Origin of the sequence: Streptomyces sp. NPDC051776 (genome assembly GCF_040681345.1) — a bacterium.
Taxonomy (GTDB): Bacteria; Actinomycetota; Actinomycetes; order Streptomycetales; family Streptomycetaceae; genus Streptomyces.
On sequence record NZ_JBFAYQ010000055.1, the window covers coordinates 14,042 to 32,488 of the forward strand.

An 18,447-nucleotide genomic window follows, 5' to 3' on the forward strand; every position below is an offset into this window, starting at 1 on the left:
AAACCCGTGAGTGACACCCCATTCGGATTCGGCCTCCCGCCGGAGGAGCCGGAGGACGGCGACGACGGCAAGAAGAAGGGCGGCGAGGGGGGTAATCAGGGCCCCGCGAATCCGTTCGGGTTCGGCGGCGGGGGCGGCGCGGAGAACCCATTCGCCGCGATGTTCGGTTCGCTGAATCCGAACGATCTGGGGGCGGCGTTCCAGCGGCTGGGGCAGATGCTCTCCTACGAGGGCGGCCCGGTGAACTGGGACATGGCCAAGGACATCGCGCGGCAGACCGTCGCGCAGGGCACGTCGGAGGGCACCAAGGACGCGACCGTCTCGCCGGGGGAGCGCGCGGCCGTCGAAGAGGCGGTACGGCTGGCGGACCTGTGGCTGGACGGCGTGACGTCCCTCCCCTCGGGCTCGGGCGCGGCCGTGGCGTGGAGCCGCGCGGAGTGGGTCGAAGCCACCCTGCCGGTGTGGAAGGACCTCGTGGACCCGGTGGCCGAGCGGGTCGGCGCGGCCATGGGCGATGTGCTGCCCGAGGAGATGCAGGCCATGGCGGGCCCGCTGCTCGGGATGATGCGGTCCATGGGCGGGGCCATGTTCGGCACCCAGATCGGGCAGGCCGTGGGAGTATTGGCGGGCGAGGTGGTCGGCTCGACGGACGTCGGCCTCCCCCTGGGCCCTGCGGGCAAGGCGGCGCTGCTGCCCGTCAACATCGAGGCGTTCGGCAAGGATCTCGGAATCCCGCCCGAGGAGATCCGGCTCTACCTCGCTCTGCGCGAGGCGGCTCACCAGCGGCTGTTCGCGCACGTTCCGTGGCTGCGTTCGCATCTCTTCGGAGCGGTCGAGGGCTACGCGCGTGGCATCAAGGTCGACACCGCCAAGCTGGAGGACGTCGTCGGCCAGCTCGACCCCACCCATCCCGAGCAGCTCCAGGAAGCGCTGCAGCAGGGCATGTTCCAGCCGGAGGACACCCCGGAGCAGAAGGCCGCTCTGGCCCGGCTGGAGACGGCTCTGGCGCTCGTCGAGGGCTGGGTCGACGCCGTGGTGCACGCCGCCGCGGCACCGCATCTGCCGTCGGCCGACCGGCTGCGCGAGACGCTGCGTCGGCGGCGCGCGACCGGCGGCCCCGCGGAGCAGACCTTCGCCACGCTGATCGGTCTCGAGCTGCGTCCGCGTCGGCTGCGCGACGCATCGCGGCTGTGGGCGTCCCTGACGGACGCGCGCGGTATGGACGGCCGGGACGCCCTGTGGGAGCACCCGGACATGCTGCCGACCGCCGAGGACCTCGACGACCCCGACGGCTTCGTGCACCGCGAGCAACTCGACTTCGCGGAGCTGGACAAGATGCTGGGCGAGGCCGCGAGCGGCCGGGACGCGTCCCGGCCGGGGCTGGAGAAGGACGACGACCGGACCTCCGGCGGCGACCACGGCTCCGGCCGCGACCAGGGCGGCTCCGGAGAGGGCGACAGCGACAAGTGAGCCTCCACGGGGACACGGCGCGGGTCCTGAAGGAATGGCCCGCGCCGGACGACGACCAGGAACTGCTGCGGCTCGCCTACGGAGACCATCTCGCCACGCACCCGGACGGCATGTGGAAGTCCTGCCGTGACGGGCACATCACGGCGAGCGCACTCGTCGTCGACCCCTCGGGCGGGCGGGTGCTGCTCACCCTGCATCGCAAGTTGCGGATGTGGCTGCAGATGGGCGGGCATTGCGAACCGGAGGACACCACCCTGGCCGGGGCAGCCCTGCGCGAGGCCACCGAGGAGTCCGGCATCGGCGGTCTGACCCTGCTGCCCGGCGGCCCGGCGCGCCTGGACCGCCATCGCACGCCCTGCACCTGGCACTTGGACGTCCAGTACGCGGCCGTTGCACCCGACGGCGCGGTGGCCGCGATCAGCGACGAGTCCCTGGACCTGCGCTGGTTCCCGTACGACGAGGTGGCCGCGGTGGCGGACGAGTCGGTCGTACGGCTGGTGGACCGCACGCGCGCGCTGCTCGGGTCCTGAGGTACTCGACCCCCGAGGCGCGCGGGGCAGCCCACCTGCCGTGTCCCTACGTCCTCCGGCGTTCTTCACGTCCTCCGGCGTTCTTCGCCGGTCTAGCGGTTGGACCAGATGTTGCCCTGGTTCTGGCCATGGGCGCCGTGCTGGCCCAGCCCGTACTGCGCGGCGATGCCCTGCCCGATCACCGCGTTCTGGGGCGGAAGCAGCTCGCTGGGCTGGACAAGGGCGTACCCCTGACCGAGGAAGCTGAGCTCCCAGCCCTCGCCCGTATTCCCCCTCCGCCGGAACACGCTCGACGACGACGTCTGCGCCTGCATCTGGACGCGCAGGGACATCGACCAGGCGATGACGGCATCGGCGTCCGCGTTGACGTACGTATCGGGGGTGACGTGCAGCATCAACGGCTGGCCCGAGGTCATGAGCGCGACCTTGCCCCGGCCGGAGATCTGGAGGTTGTAGGCGCCGGACCCGGAGATGCCGAACTGGCTGTCCACCGCGATCGCTTCCCAGTGGAGACCGGAGTCGAGCGCGAGCACGTACGCACTGTCGACGGTCAGCCCGTCACCGTCCACGTCCACGACGTGGACGTGCTGGGCGAGGTTGGCGAGATAGACCGTGCCCTGACCCGAGCAGCGCATCAGGTCGAGGCCCTCTCCGGTGTGAGCGCGGGCGCGCCGCTGGCCGGGGGTCTGGTACTCGCCGTCGAACTCGATCATCCCTTGGTAGGCCACCATCGTGCCCTTGCGGGCGAGGATGTCGTCGTGACCGGCCAGGTTGACCCGCAGCATCTGCGGGTTCTGGAGCGCATAGCGATCCTGCGTCTGGTTCTCGGTGTAGCCGAAAAGCGGGCTCTGCATGGTGTTCGCTCCCCCTCAGCCCCGGGCCCGGAGCCGGTCAGTGCTGTCCTCGCTGGGCTGTACGACGACGAACCCCTGGCCCGAGAAGCCGATCTGGTACGCCTCGCCACTGCCCCGCCCGATCATCGAGGAGGCCTTGAAACTGCGCTTCCCCTTCATCTTCAGGCCGGTGGACCAGGCGACGAGCGCATCCGGATCCACATAGGTCTCGTCCTCACCGCGCCCGCAGTCGACCACGATCGGGGTGCCCCGGGAGGTCAGGGCGACCCAACCCGTACCCGAGATCCCGACGTTGAACAGCCCCTGCCCGGCGAACTTCGCCATGCCCTTGACCCGCTGGACACCCCACTGGAGGTGGGCGTCGAACGCGAGCAGGTTGGTGCCGTTGACCGAGAGGGAGTCGCCGGCGAGGTTGATGCAGACGACATCGGCGCCGTAGTCGGCGAGATAGAGCAGGCCGTCGCCGCTGCACTTCATCAGCGGGGCGCCCTCGCCCGTGATCCACTGGGACGCCATCTGACGGACGGCGGGCGGATTCGGCTCGTACTGCACGAAGCCCTCGTACGCGACCATGGAGCCGGTGCGCGCGAAGAGGTCCTGGCCGCTCTGCATTGCGACCTTGAGCATGCTGCGCCCGTGGTTCTCCATGCGGGAGGCCATAGGCGCCGGGGCGAAGCCCGCGATCAGTGTCTGGTCCATGACGGGCTCCTTCAGACCTCGTAGGGCTGGACGACGATGAAGTTGCCGGGCGCGCCGCGGAACTGGAGGTTCACGGTCTCGCCGCTGTGGCCGGGGTAGGCGTTGCGGCGCAGCCGCACCTGACTTGCGATGATCACCTGTGACGCCGCCGACCAGGCCACGATGGCGTTGCTGTCGGCGAAGGTGGTCGGGGTGACCGGCAGGACGACCGGGATGCCCCGGGTTTTCACGACCACGGTGCCGGTTCCCTGGAACTGCATTGTGAAGAGCGCTCCGCCGGGGATGCCGTGGCCTTCGATCCGCCGCACCTCGTGCTGCAGCGACTCGTCGAAGGCGAGCACGCTCTCCGCCGAGACGCAGATGGCATCGCCCTGGAGCTCGATGGGGTGGAGGTGCGAGCCGTTCTCCGCGAGGAAGACCTGGCCGCGGCCGGTGCAGCGCATGAGCTGCATCTCCTGGCCGGTGGCGTTGCCGACGATCCGCCCGGCGAACCCGGCGCCCTTGTAGCCGAAGTCGACCTTGCCCTGGTACAGCACCATGCTGCCCTGGCGGGCGAGCACGGGCTGTCCGTCGGCACCGAGGTCGATACGGACGAGCTGCTGGTTCTGGAGCGTCCACCGCTGTCCCGCGGGCGCCTCGCGGAACTTCTCCAACGCCGCACCGAGCCCGGGCGAGGAGGCCGCGGCCGCCGGCACACCATGAGGTGCGCTCTGCTGCCCCGGGAACGGCCCGGACTGCGGCTGACCGTACGGGGGCGGCGCCGCTCGGCCGGGCTCACCGGGCCGGCCGTGGGAAGGCTGACCCGGCGGGCTGGGCGGTCCCGGCGCGGGCGGGGCCTGGCCGGGCACCGGGGCTCCGTGGGCGCCGGGGGCTCCTGGTGCCCCCGACCCCCGGCCGTACGGTGCCTGCCCACCGGGGACACCCGGCTGCCCGGGCGGCGGCGGGACCTGGCCCCCGCCGGGCGGGGTGTGCTGCCCCGGGACGCCGGGCGCCATGGGCGCGGCGATCGTGGGTGCGGCGTGCACCTGGGGGTCGGGGACGGCCGGAGCGGGCGGTGGCGTGGTGCCGCCCGGAGGCGGGCCGAAGTCCGGGGCGGGCTGCGGCGCCGGGGAGGCCGGTTGCGGCGTGGCCGGGGCGGGGGGCCGGCCGGCCGGTGGGGCGAATCCGGGCGCGGGCGCCTGCGGCGGTGCGAACCCGGGCGCGGCCTGCTGCGTCTGCTGCGGCGCCTCCTCCTCGAGCACCTCACCACCGAAGTTTTTCAGCAGCGCGTCGAGCCCACCGTCGAACCCCTGGCCCACGGCGGCGAACCGCCACACGTCCTTGAGATAGAAGTCGCCGAGCATCACCGCGCGTTCGGTGGTGAACTCCGAGCCGGTGAAGGAGTAGCGGGCCACTTCCTCGCCACCGGCCACGATCCGGATGTAGCCGGGGCCGACCTGGGACATCTGGCCGGCGCCGTCGATGGCCGCGGTGAAGGAGAGCCGCTGGATCTTCGCCGGGATGCTGTCGAGCGTGACGCGGAAGGACTCGGTGTCCCCCGCCTGCGCGCCCAGCAACTGGACGGCGTCCTCGGGCGATTTCGGCTGGTTGAAGAAGATGAAGTAACGGTCGTCCGACAGTCGTTCCTCGGCGTCGAGACCGAAACAACCGATGTCGAAGGACAGTCCGGGCCCTGAGATCTGCACTCCGACGTACAGATCCGTCCCCGCTGTCAGGTCACTGATCTTTGCCTTGTGGCCGCGCTGGAATTCCCTGGACATGCGAAACGACCGTCCCCCCATTCCGTGCAGTGTGTGCGTGGCGCCAGGCTAACCGCTGGGGGCGACAGCGAGCGATGCGGGAACCGGGTTGGTACACGCGTGATTCGGGCCGGGGGCGCGTCGGCGCTCCGGTCGGCGCGCGAACAGGCCCGCACGCGCGCATGCATGGTCGCGTCAGGGTGCTGCGGTCGGCCGGGCGGACGGGGGGCCGCACGGGCGCGGAACTACTCGGTCCGGGCCGCGGGCAGATGCGGCAGCCGGTCCGCCGCTACGACGCCCTCGAGATAGCCGCGGGCACGCTCAGTCCGCGGATACGCCTCCAGCAGCTCCCAGAAGCGGGGGCCGTGCCCGGGCACCAGCAGATGGGCCAACTCGTGGACGAGCACGTAGTCGATGACGTACTCGGGCATGCCTTGCAGGCGGTGCGAGAGCCGGATGCTGCCCTCGGCGGGGGTGCAGGAGCCCCAGCGGGTGTTCTGGTTGGTGACCCAGCGAACCGTCTCGGGCCTGGCCCGTCCGTCAAGGTACTGGTCGGACAGCTGCTCGGCGCGCTTGGCGAGTTCGGCGTCGCCGAGCATCCGCCTGCTCTCCTGCGCCGCCAGCTTGTCCAGCATGACCGCCACCCAGCGCTGCTCCTCGGCCTCGGACATCCTGGCCGGGATCAGGACGATGGTGCGGTCGCCCTCGCGGTACGCGGAGACCGTTCTGCGCCGCCGGGCACTTCTCCTCACCTCGACCGCGCTCGTCCCCGAGCCGCGGGAGGGCTGGCTGGCTGTGCTGCGCTGCGTGGCGCGCTGCAGTGGGTCGGCGGACACGCCCCGACGTTACCTGCTGGGGGCGGGGGAAGTCCCGCCCCTCGGAGGGTGTGCGCAATTTGAATGACTAATCCCCACCGCCTGTGGACAACATTCGGCGGCCGATCGGCGCCGCGGGCATGCTGGGCGCCGAGCGGATCGAACGACGACGGGTCGGATCCGATCGACGAGGAATCGCCGGGGGAGCGACGACGACCGAGCGGGGTCGGCGCGGTCAACCGGAAACGACGAGTCATCACGGGGGATGACAGTGATGCATCCGATGCTCAAGCCCGCGCTGCGGCGCGGCTGGCGTGACAGGCAGACCGTGCAGTTCGGGATCGCGGCGGCGCACGCGGTGGTCCTGGGCCCGGTGGACACCACGACCGGTCTCTTCCTCTCCCTCCTGGACGGCACGCGCGGCATGCCTCTGCTGAGACGTGAGGGCGAGGCCATGGGTCTGGACTCAGGCAGGGTGGACGAGCTCATGGACCGGCTCGGCGCGGCCGGGCTGCTGGACGACGCGACGGCTTCGGGGAGCTCACCGGGGGCAGTCGCCCCGGACCTGACCGAGGTCACGGACCGGCTGCGGGCCGATCTTGCGTCGCTGTCGGTGGTTCATCCGGAGGCGGGCGCGGCCGTGCGGCGCATGTCCGCGCGATCGGCGGTGCGGGTACAGGTGCGTGGGGCGGGACGGGTCGGCGCGGCCGTTGCCGCGACGCTGTCGGCCTCGGGGGTCGGCAGGGTCGATGTGCAGGACGGCGGTTGCGTCGAGCCCTGGGATGTCGCGCCGTCCGGGCTTCCGCCCGAGTCGGTGGGCGAGCGGCGGAGCGTGGCCGCGCGGAGGGCGGTGCGGTCCGCCGCGCCGGGCCGGCGCCCCTGGCGGTCGGGAGCCGAGGGAGCGGGTGGAGCGGCCGGAGCCGGCCGGGTGGCCGCGTCCGGGGTATCCAGAGCGTCGGGGGCGGTGACGGAGCTAGTGGTGCTGGCACCGCGCGACGGTCTCGCGGCGTACGCGCCCGATCCCGTCGTGACCGAGGAGCTGATCGCCTCGGGCACCCCTCATCTGTACGCGGGGGTGATCGAGGGCACGGGTGTGGTGGGGCCCTTCGTGCTGCCGGGCAGTTCGGCGTGTGCCGGGTGCCTAGCACTGGAACGGACCGACCGCGAGCCCGCCTGGCCCCGGATGCTGGCGCAGTGGCGATCGGGGCGCAGCGCCTCCGGCGCGGTCGCGTGCGACACCGCGCTGGCGACGGTCGTAGCCGGACTCGCCGCCTCGCATGCGCTGAACTTTCTCGACGGGCGGCTTCCCCTCAGCACAGGGGCGCGGCTGGAGTTGGCGCTGCCCGACGTGGCATGGCAGTCGCGCCCGGTCCCGGCACATCAGGGCTGTTCGTGCGGCGCCGCCCGGCCGAACGAGGTCTTGGACGGGGAATCCCCCTCCGCCGGGGAGGAGCGGCACGGGACAATGGCCGGGCAACCGCCGTCTGCGGCGTGGCTCGGGGGGTAGCCCTCCCCGGAGGTGCAGTGGAGTTGGAGGGGCGAATGTCGGATCTTCCCCGCAAGGCGGTGACGCGCACGGCCAAGCTGGCCGCGCTGCCGCTGGGAATCGCCAGCCGGGCCACTTGGGGGCTGGGCAAGCGGATCGGCGGCCGCTCCGCCGAGATCGTCGGCCGGGAGCTTCAACAACGCACCGCCGAGCAGCTGTTCAAAGTGCTGGGCGAACTGAAGGGGGGTGCGATGAAGTTCGGGCAGGCGCTCTCCGTCTTCGAGTCCGCCCTGCCTGAGGAAGTGGCCGGCCCCTATCGCGCGGCACTGACCAAGCTGCAGGAGGCGGCTCCGCCCATGCCGGTGCGGACGGTGCACGCGGTGTTGGAGGAGCAGCTCGGCGACGAGTGGCGGCAGCTGTTCGAGGAGTTCGAGGACAAGCCGTCGGCGGCTGCTTCGATCGGACAGGTGCACCGTGCGGTGTGGCACGACGGGCGGGAAGTCGCGGTCAAGGTCCAGTACCCGGGCGCGGGTGAGGCACTGTTGTCCGACCTCACGCAGCTCGGCCGATTCGCCAGGATGCTGGGGCCGCTCATTCCGGGGATGGATATCAAGCCGCTCATCGCCGAACTGCGGGACCGCATCTCCGAGGAGCTGGACTACCGCCTGGAGGCTCAGGCCCAGCGGGCGCACGCCGCTGAATTCGCGGACGACCCGGATGTCGTCGTACCGGATGTGGTGCACCAGAGCGAGCAAGTGCTGATCACGGAGTGGATCGAGGGAGTGCCGCTGTCGGAGGTCATCGCCGACGGCAGCCGTGAGGAGCGGGACCGGGCAGGGCAGTTGCTGGCCCGGTTCCTCTTCTCCGGCACGGCTCGAACTGGTCTGCTCCACGCGGACCCCCACCCGGGGAACTTCAGGCTGCTCGTCGGCGACGCGGAGGACGGTCCGCCGGAGCAGTGGCGCCTGGGCGTGCTGGACTTCGGAACGGTCGACCGGCTGCCCGACGGGCTGCCCCCGACGATCGGCGCAGCCCTGCGCATGACGCTCGACGGAGAGGCCGAGGAGGTGTACGGGATGCTGTGCGAGGAGGGTTTCGTCAAGCCGGCGATCGAACTCGATCCGGATGCCGTGCTCGACTATCTGCGGCCGATCATCGAGCCTGCCGCCGCGGAGGAGTTCACCTTCACGCGGAGCTGGATGCGCACGCAGGCGGCCCGGATCGCCGATCCCCGCTCCCCCGCCCATCAACTGGGCCGGCAGCTCAATCTGCCACCGTCCTACCTTCTGATCCACCGGGTGACGCTGAGCACCATCGGCGTTCTCTGCCAGTTGGGGGCCACAGTCCGGTTGCGTGATGAACTGGCCGCCTGGCTCCCGGGGTTCGTGCCCGAAGACACGGCGGAGGAGGCGCTGGAGGAGGACGGCACGGCGGCGGGCGCCTGACCCGCCGGGCGAAGGGCCGCGTTCACCACCAGGAGGAGTCGAGCCGGCCTTCGATGGCGCGGATGTTGTCGCGCGCGCAGTGTTCGCAGAAGTAGACCCGGCTGCCGTTCTCCACGGAGCAGGTCCAGGTGACGGGCGGGGTTGATTCGGGCGCGCCCGCACCGCAGCGGGCGCACACCACAGCCCCGTCCTCGGCACCTTGCGGCCCGGGGTGATGAGTCTGTTGTTCCACCTGTCGACGATACCCCCGGGGCCCTGTTCGACCGGGCACAACGCACCGCGGGACCGGTTCGGCGAACCGGTCCCGCGGAGTTCCGAGGCCTGCTGAGCTCTGTCGAGCTCAGGCGGTCACTGCATGACGGCCATGGCGATGGCGCGCCTGGCGCGGAGCGAGGCGCGCTCGGCGCGACGCTGCATGCGCCGGGCGGCGGCAACGCGCCAGGCCCTGCGTTCGGACTCGGCCTCGTGCAGTCGGTCTTCCATATGGGCACGGGCCAAGGCTTCTGGGATGAGTTGCATTTCTCGGGTCCTGTTCTGGCGGGAGGAGTGTGCACCGGACTTGGGACGGTCCGGCGTACCGGTGGGGGACGGCTCGTAGGTGGGCGGCTTCATCGTGGGGACCTGCTTCATGGGGTCGTGCGTGCGTGGACGGTCGATCGTTCCGTGGGTGGTCATGCCGCAACCGGGTTCTTGCGCGGGCGGCCACGCGGCCGCTTGCGCGGCACGACGACACCCTGGACGAACAGCTCGCCGCCCCAGACGCCCCACGGCTCGCGCCGGTCTTTGGCGCCCGCGAGGCAGGCCTCGCGCAGCGGGCAGGTCTGGCAGAGCGACTTGGCGTACTCGACGTCGGCCGGCGACTCGGCGAAAAAGACCTCCGGGTCGTAAGAGCGGCAGGGGACGAGTTCGCCGAGGCGCTCGATCTCGTCGTCGAGCACGGTGAGCGGGGTGGACTGAGTCAAGGTGACCTCCGTGGAGCCGGGCGGGGGGATCGCAGGGTCGTGCGGGACGGACGGGGCGTGCGCTGGACTGTGCACCTTCGTGTTCCTCGTCTGTTCTGGCCCGGCCTGGTGGGCCGGGGTGGTCGGTCGGTACCGGGTGGCTTTCCGATTCCGCCGGCGGAAGGACGCTTACGTCCCCCCGGCAACGGAAAGGGCCGCGGATCCCGGTTCGGGTTCCGCGGCCCTGGAAGGTGCCGACCTGATCTTGCGATCAGGCTGGATCTCTCCAGGGTTCGAGCCCGCGGAAGGCCCGCATCGTGAGGTGCTCGGCCGCAGAGTTGGCGCCGGCGGCGAAGCCACTGGTCCACGTCTGCTGGAGGTCGGCACCATTGGCCGCAGGGGCATAGGCCGAGACCTGTGCCGCCGCTACCGCCGCCGGTGCCTGGATCGGTCGCGCGTCGACCGCGACGATGCCGCGCTCGAAGCGACGACGTGCTTCGGCAGCGCCGGACAGACCGGTGCCACGAAGCACAGAGACGCCGGGCAGGCAGAAGGCGGCCTTGTGACCGGCCAATTTGGTGATGCTGATCATTTGGGCTCGCCTCCTCTCGGCGTCTCGGGGGACTGGTGCAAACCAGCCCATGGGCTCTTCAGTACAACACGGATCAGCGGTTCGGAGAAGTCCGTTGACCCGTGCTCGGAAGGCTATGGGGATTCTTGTGGCATGCGCAAACTATTTTCTCGACGAGTTTGTATCAGTCATCCGCGGGCTCCCCCGAGGCTTGCTCCGCCGCCTCCCCTGGGCCGTCCGCGGCGGCGTCACGGGCGACTTCCTCGCCCGCGCACAACGCCAGGACAGCTGCCCCGAACCGGTCGAGCTTGCGGCGCCCGACCCCCGAGATGGACCCCAGTGCCGACTCGCTGTCCGGCACGGCCTCGGCGATGGCCATCAGCGTCTTGTCGGTGAAGACACAGTAGGCCGGCTGGCCGAGTGCGCCGGCCTCTTTCATGCGCCACTCGCGCAGCCTCTCGTAGAGCGCCTCGTCGAGATCGGAGGGACAGCCCTCGCAGCGCATCAGCTTCATCTCGCCGGCGTCCGTCAGCGTGCGCCCGCACACCCGGCACCGGACGGGGCCGCGGCGCTTCCTCCCACCGCTGCCGCGCTCGATGCCGCCGCCCCCGCCCCGGGTGCGGCTGCCGGTTGCCGCGGAACCTGGCCCGAGCCCGCTCAGAAACCGGCTGGGCCTGCGCGACGCACGGCCGCCCGGCGCGCGCGAGAGCGCCCACGAGAGGGCGAGATGAACCCGTGCACGCGTCACGCCGACGTAGAGCAGCCGGCGTTCTTCCTCGATCTGCTCGTCCGTCCGGGCGTAGGTGATCGGCATCGTCCCCTCGGTCAGGCCGACCAGGAACACCGCGTCCCACTCCAGGCCCTTCGCGGCGTGCAGTGAGGCGAGCGTGACGCCTTCGATGGTGGGCGCGTGCTGCGCGTTGGCCCGCTCGTCGAGCTCCGCGACGAGGTCGGCGAGGGTCGGCGCCGGTGCGCCCGCCGAGATGCGCGCGGTGGCGAACTGCTCGGCGAGCCGGACGAGTGCGGCCAGGGACTCCCACCGGTCCCGTGCGGCGCCGGAGCCCGAGGGTGGCTCGGAGGTCCAGCCCGACGCCGCGAGCACGGCCCGCACTTGGGACGCCAGATCGTCGGCGTCGTCCAGCAGCACATCATTTCCCCCGGCGCGGGCGGCGCCGCGCAGAGCGACCCCGGCCTCGCGCACTTCGGGACGCTCGAAGAACCGCTCCGCGCCCCGCATCTGGTAAGGCACTCCCTGGTCGGCGAGGGCCTGTTCATAGACCTCCGACTGCGCGTTGACGCGGTAGAGGACGGCGATCTCGCTGGCGGGGACCCCGGCGTCGAGCAGGCCGCGGATACTGCGGGCCGTGCCCTCGGCCTCGGCCGGTTCGTCGGCGAACTCGGCGTAGATGGGCTCGGGTCCGGCGTCGCGTTGCGAAACCAGCTCCAGGCTATGCTCGGCCGCTCGGCCACGCGCCTGCCCCAGCAAGCCGTTGGCCAAGTGCACGACCTGCGGGGTGGAGCGGTAGTCACGGATGAGCTTCACCACCGTCGCATTCGGGTGCCGGGTGCGGAAGTTCAGCAGATGGTCGGGCGTCGCGCCGGTGAAGGAATAGATCGTCTGACTGGCGTCGCCCACCACGCACAGACTGTCCCGGTCGCCCAGCCACAGCTCAAGGAGCCGCTGCTGCAGCGGGCTGACGTCCTGGTACTCGTCGACGACGAAGTGCTGGTACTGCCCGCGCACCTGGTCCGCGATGTCGGGCCGGTCCTCGAGCACGCCGACCGTCAGCAACAGCACGTCCTCGAAGTCGATGGAGCCCCGGTCGCGCTTGAGCTGCTCGTAGGCACCGTAGATCCCGGCGATCTCGGCCGGATCCCGGGGCACCTCGCGGCCGGCCTTCGCGGCCGCCGCCGGGTAGTCCTCCGGAACGGTCTGGGTGACCTTCGCCCATTCGATCTCACCCGTGACATCCCGCAGCTCGTTCCGGTCCAGGCGGATACGGGTGCGGGCGGCGGCCTCGGCCACCAGCTGGATCTTGCGCTCGGCGAGCCGGGGCAGCTCGCCACCGACCACGCGCGGCCAGAAGTACTGGAGCTGGCGCAGGGCGGCGGAGTGGAAGGTGCGCGCCTGGACGCCCGCCGCCCCGAGTTGGCGCAGCCGCCCGCGCATCTCCCCCGCGGCGCGGTTGGTGAACGTGACGGCCAGCACACTGGCGGGCTGGAGTATCCCGGCACGGACGCCGTAGGCGATCCGGTGCGTGATCGCGCGGGTCTTGCCCGTGCCCGCACCGGCCAGCACGCACACCGGGCCGTGCAGCGCCGTGGCGACCTCGCGCTGCTCCGGGTCGAGACCGTCGAGCACCGCGTCCGCCGAATCGGGAACTGCCGGGAAGAGTGTGGTGTCCGTTACTGATGTCACCCCGCCATGCTGCCAGGTCTCCCGTGACGCCTGGGATGCTTGTCCACACCTGTGTGGTTGCAGTCGTACTTATGCAGACGATCAGGGGGAATGCGCGGCGAGGGCTGCGCGTTCTTCCTTCGGCCGCCGGGCCACAACACCCCCGGAGCCGTAGCGCGACACCCCGAATCGAAGGAGTACGAGGACGATGCAGGAGCCGTTGCAGGGCACGGTGACGATGTACAGCACGACTTGGTGCGGCTACTGCCGCCGCCTGAAGAACCAGATGGACCGCGAGGGCATCGCGTACACCGAGATCAACATCGAGCAGGACCCGGCCTCGGCGGCCTTCGTCGAGAAGGTCAACAACGGCAACCAGCTCGTGCCGACCGTCCTCTTCCCCGACGGCTCCGCCCTGCCCAACCCCTCCTTGGCCCAGGTCAAGGAGCGGATCGGCACCTGATGCCGCGCCCGGCCGGGGTTTCCCGGCCGGGCGGTGACCGCACCGCGGCCGGGTGGAGCGGCCTGAGTCAGCGCGGGACGCCGGCCGGCAGCGGCTTTCCGTACCAGAGCTCGATGAGCCGGGCCGCGATGGAGATCCCCGACGGCGGCAGGACCTCGCCCGACTCGAACGCGGCCCGTAGTTCGTCCCGCGAGAACCACCGCGCCTCGTGGATCTCCTCGCCGTCGATCCGGAGCTCCGAGGAGCGGGCACGGGCCATGAAGCCGAGCATCAGACTCGACGGGAACGGCCAGGGCTGGCTTGCGACGTACTCGACGTCGCCGACCGGCACGCCCGCCTCCTCGTACACCTCGCGGACGACCGCCTGCTCGATCGACTCACCGGGCTCCACGAAGCCCGCGAGCGTCGAGAAGCGGCCCTCCGGCCAGTGCACTTGGCGGCCGAGCAGAGCCCGGTCCTCCCCGTCGGTGACCAGCATGATCACGGCGGGATCGGTACGGGGGTAGTGCTCGGCACCGCACGCCGGGCAGCGGCGGATATGGCCCGCTGCCGCGACGACCGTGCGCTCGCCGCAGCGCGAGCAGAACCGGTGGAGCCGCTGCCAGTTCTCCAGGGCAACGGCGTGCACCATCAGGGCCGCGTCGCGCTCGGACAGCAGCGCCCCTGCCTCCCGCAGCCCGGCGGGGCGCGCCGACTGGTCCATCCGCCCGGGCAGGGCGTCCTTCTGCAGCGCGAAGTAGCACACACCGCCCTCGTCCGTGCCGAGGAAATAGCGGTGCGTCTCGGTCGGCGGCGCCTCGAACGAGGGCGTCATGACCAGTTCGGTGCGGCCGTCGGGGGTGTCGTCGATCAGCACCTGGCCGCCGGAGACAACGAAGACCCGCGTCGAGGGATGGCTCCACGCGGCCGCGAGCCAGGGCTCGTCGAGACGGTGGTGGGCAGCGCGGTCGATACCGCTCGGCGCGGTCAGGGCGATCCGCGGGACGGCGCTGTGGTCGGTCCGGGTAGTCACGGCTGCTTCCAACTCCCCCTGAGGGACGGGTGTTCCGGCGCGGCCCTCGGCTCGGTGCGCGCCGTCGGTGCGGCGAGGCGGCTGGGCTTCAGGTGATCGGGCCATGCGCCGCCAGATCGCCCCACAGGTAGGCGGTGGTCTCGACGCCCTTCATCAGGAGGTCGATCTCGACCTTCTCGTTCGGCGCGTGCCAGCCGTCCGAGGGCACCGAGATGCCCAGGAAGAGGACCGGTGCGCCGAGGACGTCCGCAAGGTCGGCCGCGGGCCCGGAACCGCCCTCGCGGGTGAACCGGATCTTTTGGCCGAACGCCCTGCTCATGGCCCGTACGACGGACTGCAGCGCCGGGTGGTCGAGCGGGGTCAGGCAGGGGCGGGTCGCGCCCCAGAACGTGATCTCGTGGCGGATGCCGGCCGGGAGGCGCTCCGCGACCCAGTCGCGCACGGCCTGCTGCACCTTCTCCGTCTCCATGCCCGCGACCAGGCGGAACGACAGCTTGAGCTGGGCGGTGGCGGGCACGATCGTCTTGCCGCCGGGACCTTGGTAGCCACCTGCGATGCCGTTGACCTCGGCCGTCGGGCGGGCCCAGATCCGCTCCAGGGTGGTGTAGCCCTCCTCGCCGAGCGTCGCGTGCGCATGGGCCGTGCGCAGCCACGACTCCTCATCGAACGGCAGCTCTGCGAAGAGCTCCCGCTCGCGGTCGGTGAGTTCGACGACGCCGTCGTAGAAACCGGGGATCGCCACGCGGCGGTCGTCGTCGTGCAGGGCGGCGGCGAGGCGGGCGGCCTCGGTCGCCGGGTTGGGCACGGCGCCGCCGAAGGAGCCGGAGTGGATGTCCTGGTCGGGTCCGTGGAGGTCGATCTGGCAGTCGGCCAGGCCGCGCATGCCGGTGCAGACCGTCGGAGTGTCCTCGGACCACATGCCCGTGTCCGAGACGATCACGGCGTCACACGCGAGGCGCTGGGCGCGCTCGGCGACGAGGGCGGCGAAGTGCGGCGAACCGGACTCCTCCTCGCCCTCGACGAGCAGCTTGATGTTGACGGCGGGGGCCGTACGGCCGGTTGCGGCGAGGTGGGCTCGCACGCCGAGGGCGTGGAGGAAGACCTGCCCCTTGTCGTCGGCCGCACCGCGCGCGTAGAGCCGCCCGTCCCGGACGACGGGCTCGAACGGCTCCGTGGCCCAGCCGTCCGCGCGCGCCGCGGGCTGCACGTCGTGGTGCCCGTAGACCAGCACGGTGGGGGCGTCCGGGTTGTCGGACGGCCACTCGGCGAAGACGGCGGGAGCGGGGGGCGCCATGCCCGGGGCGCCGGGGTCACCTGTGGTGCTGCCGCCGGTCTCCCAGATCTCGGTGACGGGGAAGCCGGTCTCGGCGAGCTTGGCCGCCAGCCATTCGGCGCTGCGCCGGACGTCCCCCGCGCGGGCCGGGTCGGCCGACACGGAGGGGATGCGCAGCCATGCCGCGAGGTCGTCGAGGAAGGCGTAGCGGTGGTCGTCGATGTAGGCGCGGACGGCGCTGTCCGGGGCGGTACTCATGCGGAGGAGCCTACCGGCCGGGAGGGGAGCGTCTCCCGGCCTGTGGACAACGGACGGCCCTTGTCCGCAGGCCCCCGGGCGCCGCCGCGGCACCCCGCCAGGCACGGGCGTCACGAGCGCGGGACGCGCGGGCGGGGGCTGGGGCGCGAGGGGACGTGAGGCCGGGGCGCAGGGGGCGCGGGGACGCGGGGCGGGGGGCGCGGGGACGCGGGAACGGGGGGGTGCCTGTTGAGTCGGCACGGAGCGCGGTTCCGGTGTTGCCACCGGTCCGTCTCTCCGTGCCGCTCGCCGAACCCGGCGTACCCGTCTCCGAGTACCGGGCTCTCCACGGACTCTGCCGTTCAGGCGTGGTTGAGGCTGGTCCAGGGAGTGGGGATCGTGTTGCCTCTGTAGCGGTAGCGGGTTACCGTCACCGCCTGGAGGTCGAACAGTTCGATCCCGTCTGCCGAGAGCTTTTGCCACCGTCCGTTGCGGTCGGTGAAGCGTCGGCGGACGTCCTTCCACTTCCAGCGGTGCAGTGCCATCCACCAGCTGATCACCCGGTGCCACGTGAGGCTGGCCAGGGAGCTCAGGGCGGCTTTGCAGACCGCGTGTTTGAAGTAGTTGGCCCAGCCGCGCATGATCTGGTTGAGCCTGATCAGCACGTCCCTGGGGTTTTGCTGCGATGTTCTGTTCGTCAGGGCACGGATCTTGTCCTTCAGCTGCCGGATGGGCCGGTCAGCGATGAAGGTGTAGACGTGCCACTGGTCCGTTCCTCGCTTGCGGCGCCACTGGATGCGGAACCCCAAGAAGTCGAACCCGTCCGACATGTGCACCACCTGCGTCTTCGCCTCGGAGAGACGAAGACCGAGCGGTTGCAGTACGCCAGAGATGTCCTCGCGCAGCGCCTCGACGTCGCCGCGTGCGCCGTCGACCAGAACCACGAAATCGTCCGCGTAGCGGACGATCCGCCAGTTCGGACGTCCAGCGGAACGGCGGCGTCTGCGCAGGTGACTGGTGGCCATCTCCCCGCCCGGCTCCCAGGACCCGGTCAGGTGCTCGTCGAGCGCCGACAGGGCGATGTTCGCCAGGAGCGGGGAGAGAATGCCGCCCTGCGGGGTGCCGGTGAGAGTGTCCTCGCGGTTGTTGTCCTCGGTGAGGACGCCGGCCTTGAGGAACGCTTTGACCAGCTGCAGCACGCGCCTGTCCTTGACCCGGTCTCGCACTCGGTCCATCAGGGCCGTGTGGTCGATCGAGTCGAAGCACGCCTCGATGTCCGCGTCCAGGACCCAGCGGTAGCCATGGGTGCCGTAGAAGTGGATCTCGGCGATCGCATCGTGTGCCCGCCGCAGAGGCCGGAAGCCGTAGGAGACCGGTTTGAATTCGGCCTCGAAGAGCGGCTCCAGCACCAGCTTGAGGGCCGCCTGGACCACGCGGTCGGTGATAGTCGGAATGCCTAGGCTTCTGACCTTGCCCGAACCGCCCGGCTTGGGGATCTTCCGTTCGCGCACCGGCAGCGGGCGGAACTCACCCGATTTAAGTACGTGCCGAAGATCCTCCAGGAACCCGTAAGAGCCAATCTCTTGCTCGACGTTGACGGCGGTGAGGTCGTCCACTCCGGGCGTTTTGGCCCCTTTGTTTCCCGCGACCCGTTCGAACGCCACCAGGAGCGTCGCCGGGTCACACACGAGGTTGAACAGATCGTCGAACCTGCGGCCTTTGTCGGCCGCCGCCCAACGGTGAAGTTTGGCCTGCATCCCCGATACCCGCTGGTGAGACCCCATTGGGGCCTCTGGTGCACCGCTGTTCAACGGTGCTTCTTTCGGCATTGCAGTCTCCTTCCCTTCTCGATTCCGCTGCCGCCCTTCCCCATGTGCCGGGCTCTCCCCGGCTCGGAGTACTACGGCGACTCCGTCCCGTCCCGGCCCGGTCGGCCGACGGTGGGCCCAGCCTGCGGCCTCGCTGGAGGCGTTGCCGCAGGTCAGGGCCAGAACGGTTCCCGTGTTCACGTCTTGTTCGATCGACGGAGGAGGAGCCCGGCTATACCCCCGCGGCATCGCCACGACTACCCCGCAGCGCTTCGTCGTGGCCTCCCAGGCCGACACATAGCAACCGACCAGGGAGTTCCCCACTTCCAGGGAGGCAGAGACGCACCGCAACCAGCCCAGATCCGCCAGGTTCGAGCTGGTGACGAGTAAGGAGGCGTCAACGCCGGTTCCTCGCGTACTCCTTTCCGTCTCGCTTGCCTGACCCGCATCATCTGGCAGTGCTGATACGTCCCGGCTTTGTCAGGGCCGCTTGCCACCCTCCCCGGCACCTCCCGGGTTGGGCTGCCCTCAGCTTCAACCGCCCTGCTGCGACAGGACGGCGGTGGCGTCCTTTCACCGCCACTCGAACAACTCGCGCTTCACGGCGCACCTATGTCTTTCGTCAAGCGAGGCGTGGGGTTCTGGGTTCGTAGAAGGTGCCGTCGCGGAGCATCGCGAACAGCACGCTGATGCGGCGGCGGGCCAG

The 18,447-nt window shown here is 70.9% G+C and carries 17 protein-coding genes; 5 read left to right on the plus strand and 12 right to left on the minus strand.

The features are described 5' to 3' along the window. Positions 1 to 6 precede the first annotated feature (6 nt). Positions 7 to 1,470 carry a zinc-dependent metalloprotease gene (locus AB0M26_RS28140; protein WP_365265256.1) on the plus strand — a complete coding sequence of 488 codons (1,464 nt, stop codon included), beginning with the start codon at positions 7 to 9 and terminating at the stop codon, positions 1,468 to 1,470. Continuing rightward, complete coding sequence (locus tag AB0M26_RS28145) at positions 1,467 to 2,000, plus strand: NUDIX hydrolase (RefSeq protein ID WP_365265258.1); 534 nt, start codon at positions 1,467 to 1,469, stop codon at positions 1,998 to 2,000. The genes AB0M26_RS28140 and AB0M26_RS28145 overlap by 4 nt, the downstream gene beginning before the upstream one ends. Positions 2,001 to 2,092: 92 nt before the next feature. Here AB0M26_RS28145 and AB0M26_RS28150 read toward each other — a convergent pair whose 3' ends face one another. The 4 genes from AB0M26_RS28150 to AB0M26_RS28165 all read right to left on the minus strand — a co-directional run bounded on the left by AB0M26_RS28150 (position 2,093) and on the right by AB0M26_RS28165 (position 6,128). Continuing rightward, a complete protein-coding gene (locus AB0M26_RS28150) occupies positions 2,093 to 2,854 on the minus strand; it encodes an AIM24 family protein (protein ID WP_365265260.1) in 762 nt (253 codons plus the stop codon). Between the two features lie 15 nt (positions 2,855 to 2,869). Next, complete coding sequence (locus AB0M26_RS28155; protein ID WP_365265262.1) at positions 2,870 to 3,553, minus strand: AIM24 family protein; 684 nt, start codon at positions 3,551 to 3,553, stop codon at positions 2,870 to 2,872. Between the two features lie 11 nt (positions 3,554 to 3,564). Continuing rightward, positions 3,565 to 5,313, minus strand: a complete 1,749-nt coding sequence (locus AB0M26_RS28160) for a TerD family protein (RefSeq protein WP_365265264.1) — start codon at positions 5,311 to 5,313, stop codon at positions 3,565 to 3,567. Between the two features lie 224 nt (positions 5,314 to 5,537). After that, entirely contained in the window at positions 5,538 to 6,128 is a 591-nt protein-coding gene (locus tag AB0M26_RS28165; RefSeq protein WP_365265266.1) for a M48 family metallopeptidase, read from the minus strand. 253 nt (positions 6,129 to 6,381) lie between these two features. Here AB0M26_RS28165 and AB0M26_RS28170 point away from each other — a divergent pair, with 253 nt between their 5' ends. Beyond that, positions 6,382 to 7,614: a ThiF family adenylyltransferase gene (locus AB0M26_RS28170; protein WP_365265268.1), complete on the plus strand. Its 1,233-nt coding sequence runs from the start codon at positions 6,382 to 6,384 to the stop codon at positions 7,612 to 7,614. A gap of 35 nt (positions 7,615 to 7,649) precedes the next feature. Next, on the plus strand, positions 7,650 to 9,038 hold the full coding sequence (locus AB0M26_RS28175) for an AarF/ABC1/UbiB kinase family protein (RefSeq protein ID WP_365265270.1): 1,389 nt from the start codon (positions 7,650 to 7,652) through the stop codon (positions 9,036 to 9,038). A 22-nt stretch (positions 9,039 to 9,060) separates the two neighbouring features. Here the strand turns inward: AB0M26_RS28175 and AB0M26_RS28180 are convergent, their stop codons facing one another. From AB0M26_RS28180 to AB0M26_RS28200, 5 genes are all read right to left on the minus strand, one after another. Next, the gene (locus tag AB0M26_RS28180) at positions 9,061 to 9,270 is read right to left on the minus strand and encodes a hypothetical protein (protein WP_365265272.1); all 210 of its coding nucleotides are present in this window, start codon (positions 9,268 to 9,270) and stop codon (positions 9,061 to 9,063) included. A gap of 116 nt (positions 9,271 to 9,386) precedes the next feature. Further along, the gene (locus AB0M26_RS28185) at positions 9,387 to 9,713 is read right to left on the minus strand and encodes a hypothetical protein (RefSeq protein WP_365265274.1); all 327 of its coding nucleotides are present in this window, start codon (positions 9,711 to 9,713) and stop codon (positions 9,387 to 9,389) included. Beyond that, complete coding sequence (locus AB0M26_RS28190) at positions 9,710 to 10,075, minus strand: WhiB family transcriptional regulator (protein ID WP_360846065.1); 366 nt, start codon at positions 10,073 to 10,075, stop codon at positions 9,710 to 9,712. The genes AB0M26_RS28185 and AB0M26_RS28190 overlap by 4 nt, the downstream gene beginning before the upstream one ends. Positions 10,076 to 10,250: 175 nt before the next feature. Then, positions 10,251 to 10,571, minus strand: a complete 321-nt coding sequence (locus tag AB0M26_RS28195) for a hypothetical protein (protein WP_365265276.1) — start codon at positions 10,569 to 10,571, stop codon at positions 10,251 to 10,253. A gap of 163 nt (positions 10,572 to 10,734) precedes the next feature. After that, a complete protein-coding gene (locus AB0M26_RS28200) occupies positions 10,735 to 12,969 on the minus strand; it encodes an ATP-dependent DNA helicase UvrD2 (protein ID WP_365265278.1) in 2,235 nt (744 codons plus the stop codon). A gap of 199 nt (positions 12,970 to 13,168) precedes the next feature. Here AB0M26_RS28200 and AB0M26_RS28205 point away from each other — a divergent pair, with 199 nt between their 5' ends. Next, positions 13,169 to 13,411, plus strand: coding sequence for a mycoredoxin (locus AB0M26_RS28205; protein ID WP_365265288.1), 243 nt, complete (start codon positions 13,169 to 13,171; stop codon positions 13,409 to 13,411). Positions 13,412 to 13,478: 67 nt separating this feature from the next. On the opposite strand, the gene nudC is transcribed toward AB0M26_RS28205, so the two are convergent. The 3 genes from nudC to ltrA all read right to left on the minus strand — a co-directional run bounded on the left by nudC (position 13,479) and on the right by ltrA (position 17,762). After that, positions 13,479 to 14,423 carry an NAD(+) diphosphatase gene (gene nudC / locus AB0M26_RS28210; protein WP_365265280.1) on the minus strand — a complete coding sequence of 315 codons (945 nt, stop codon included), beginning with the start codon at positions 14,421 to 14,423 and terminating at the stop codon, positions 13,479 to 13,481. Positions 14,424 to 14,511: 88 nt separating this feature from the next. Further along, the gene (locus AB0M26_RS28215; RefSeq protein WP_365265282.1) at positions 14,512 to 15,954 is read right to left on the minus strand and encodes a dipeptidase; all 1,443 of its coding nucleotides are present in this window, start codon (positions 15,952 to 15,954) and stop codon (positions 14,512 to 14,514) included. Positions 15,955 to 16,295: 341 nt separating this feature from the next. Then, positions 16,296 to 17,762, minus strand: a complete 1,467-nt coding sequence (ltrA, locus tag AB0M26_RS28220; RefSeq protein WP_365265284.1) for a group II intron reverse transcriptase/maturase — start codon at positions 17,760 to 17,762, stop codon at positions 16,296 to 16,298. Positions 17,763 to 18,447: the final 685 nt, after the last annotated feature.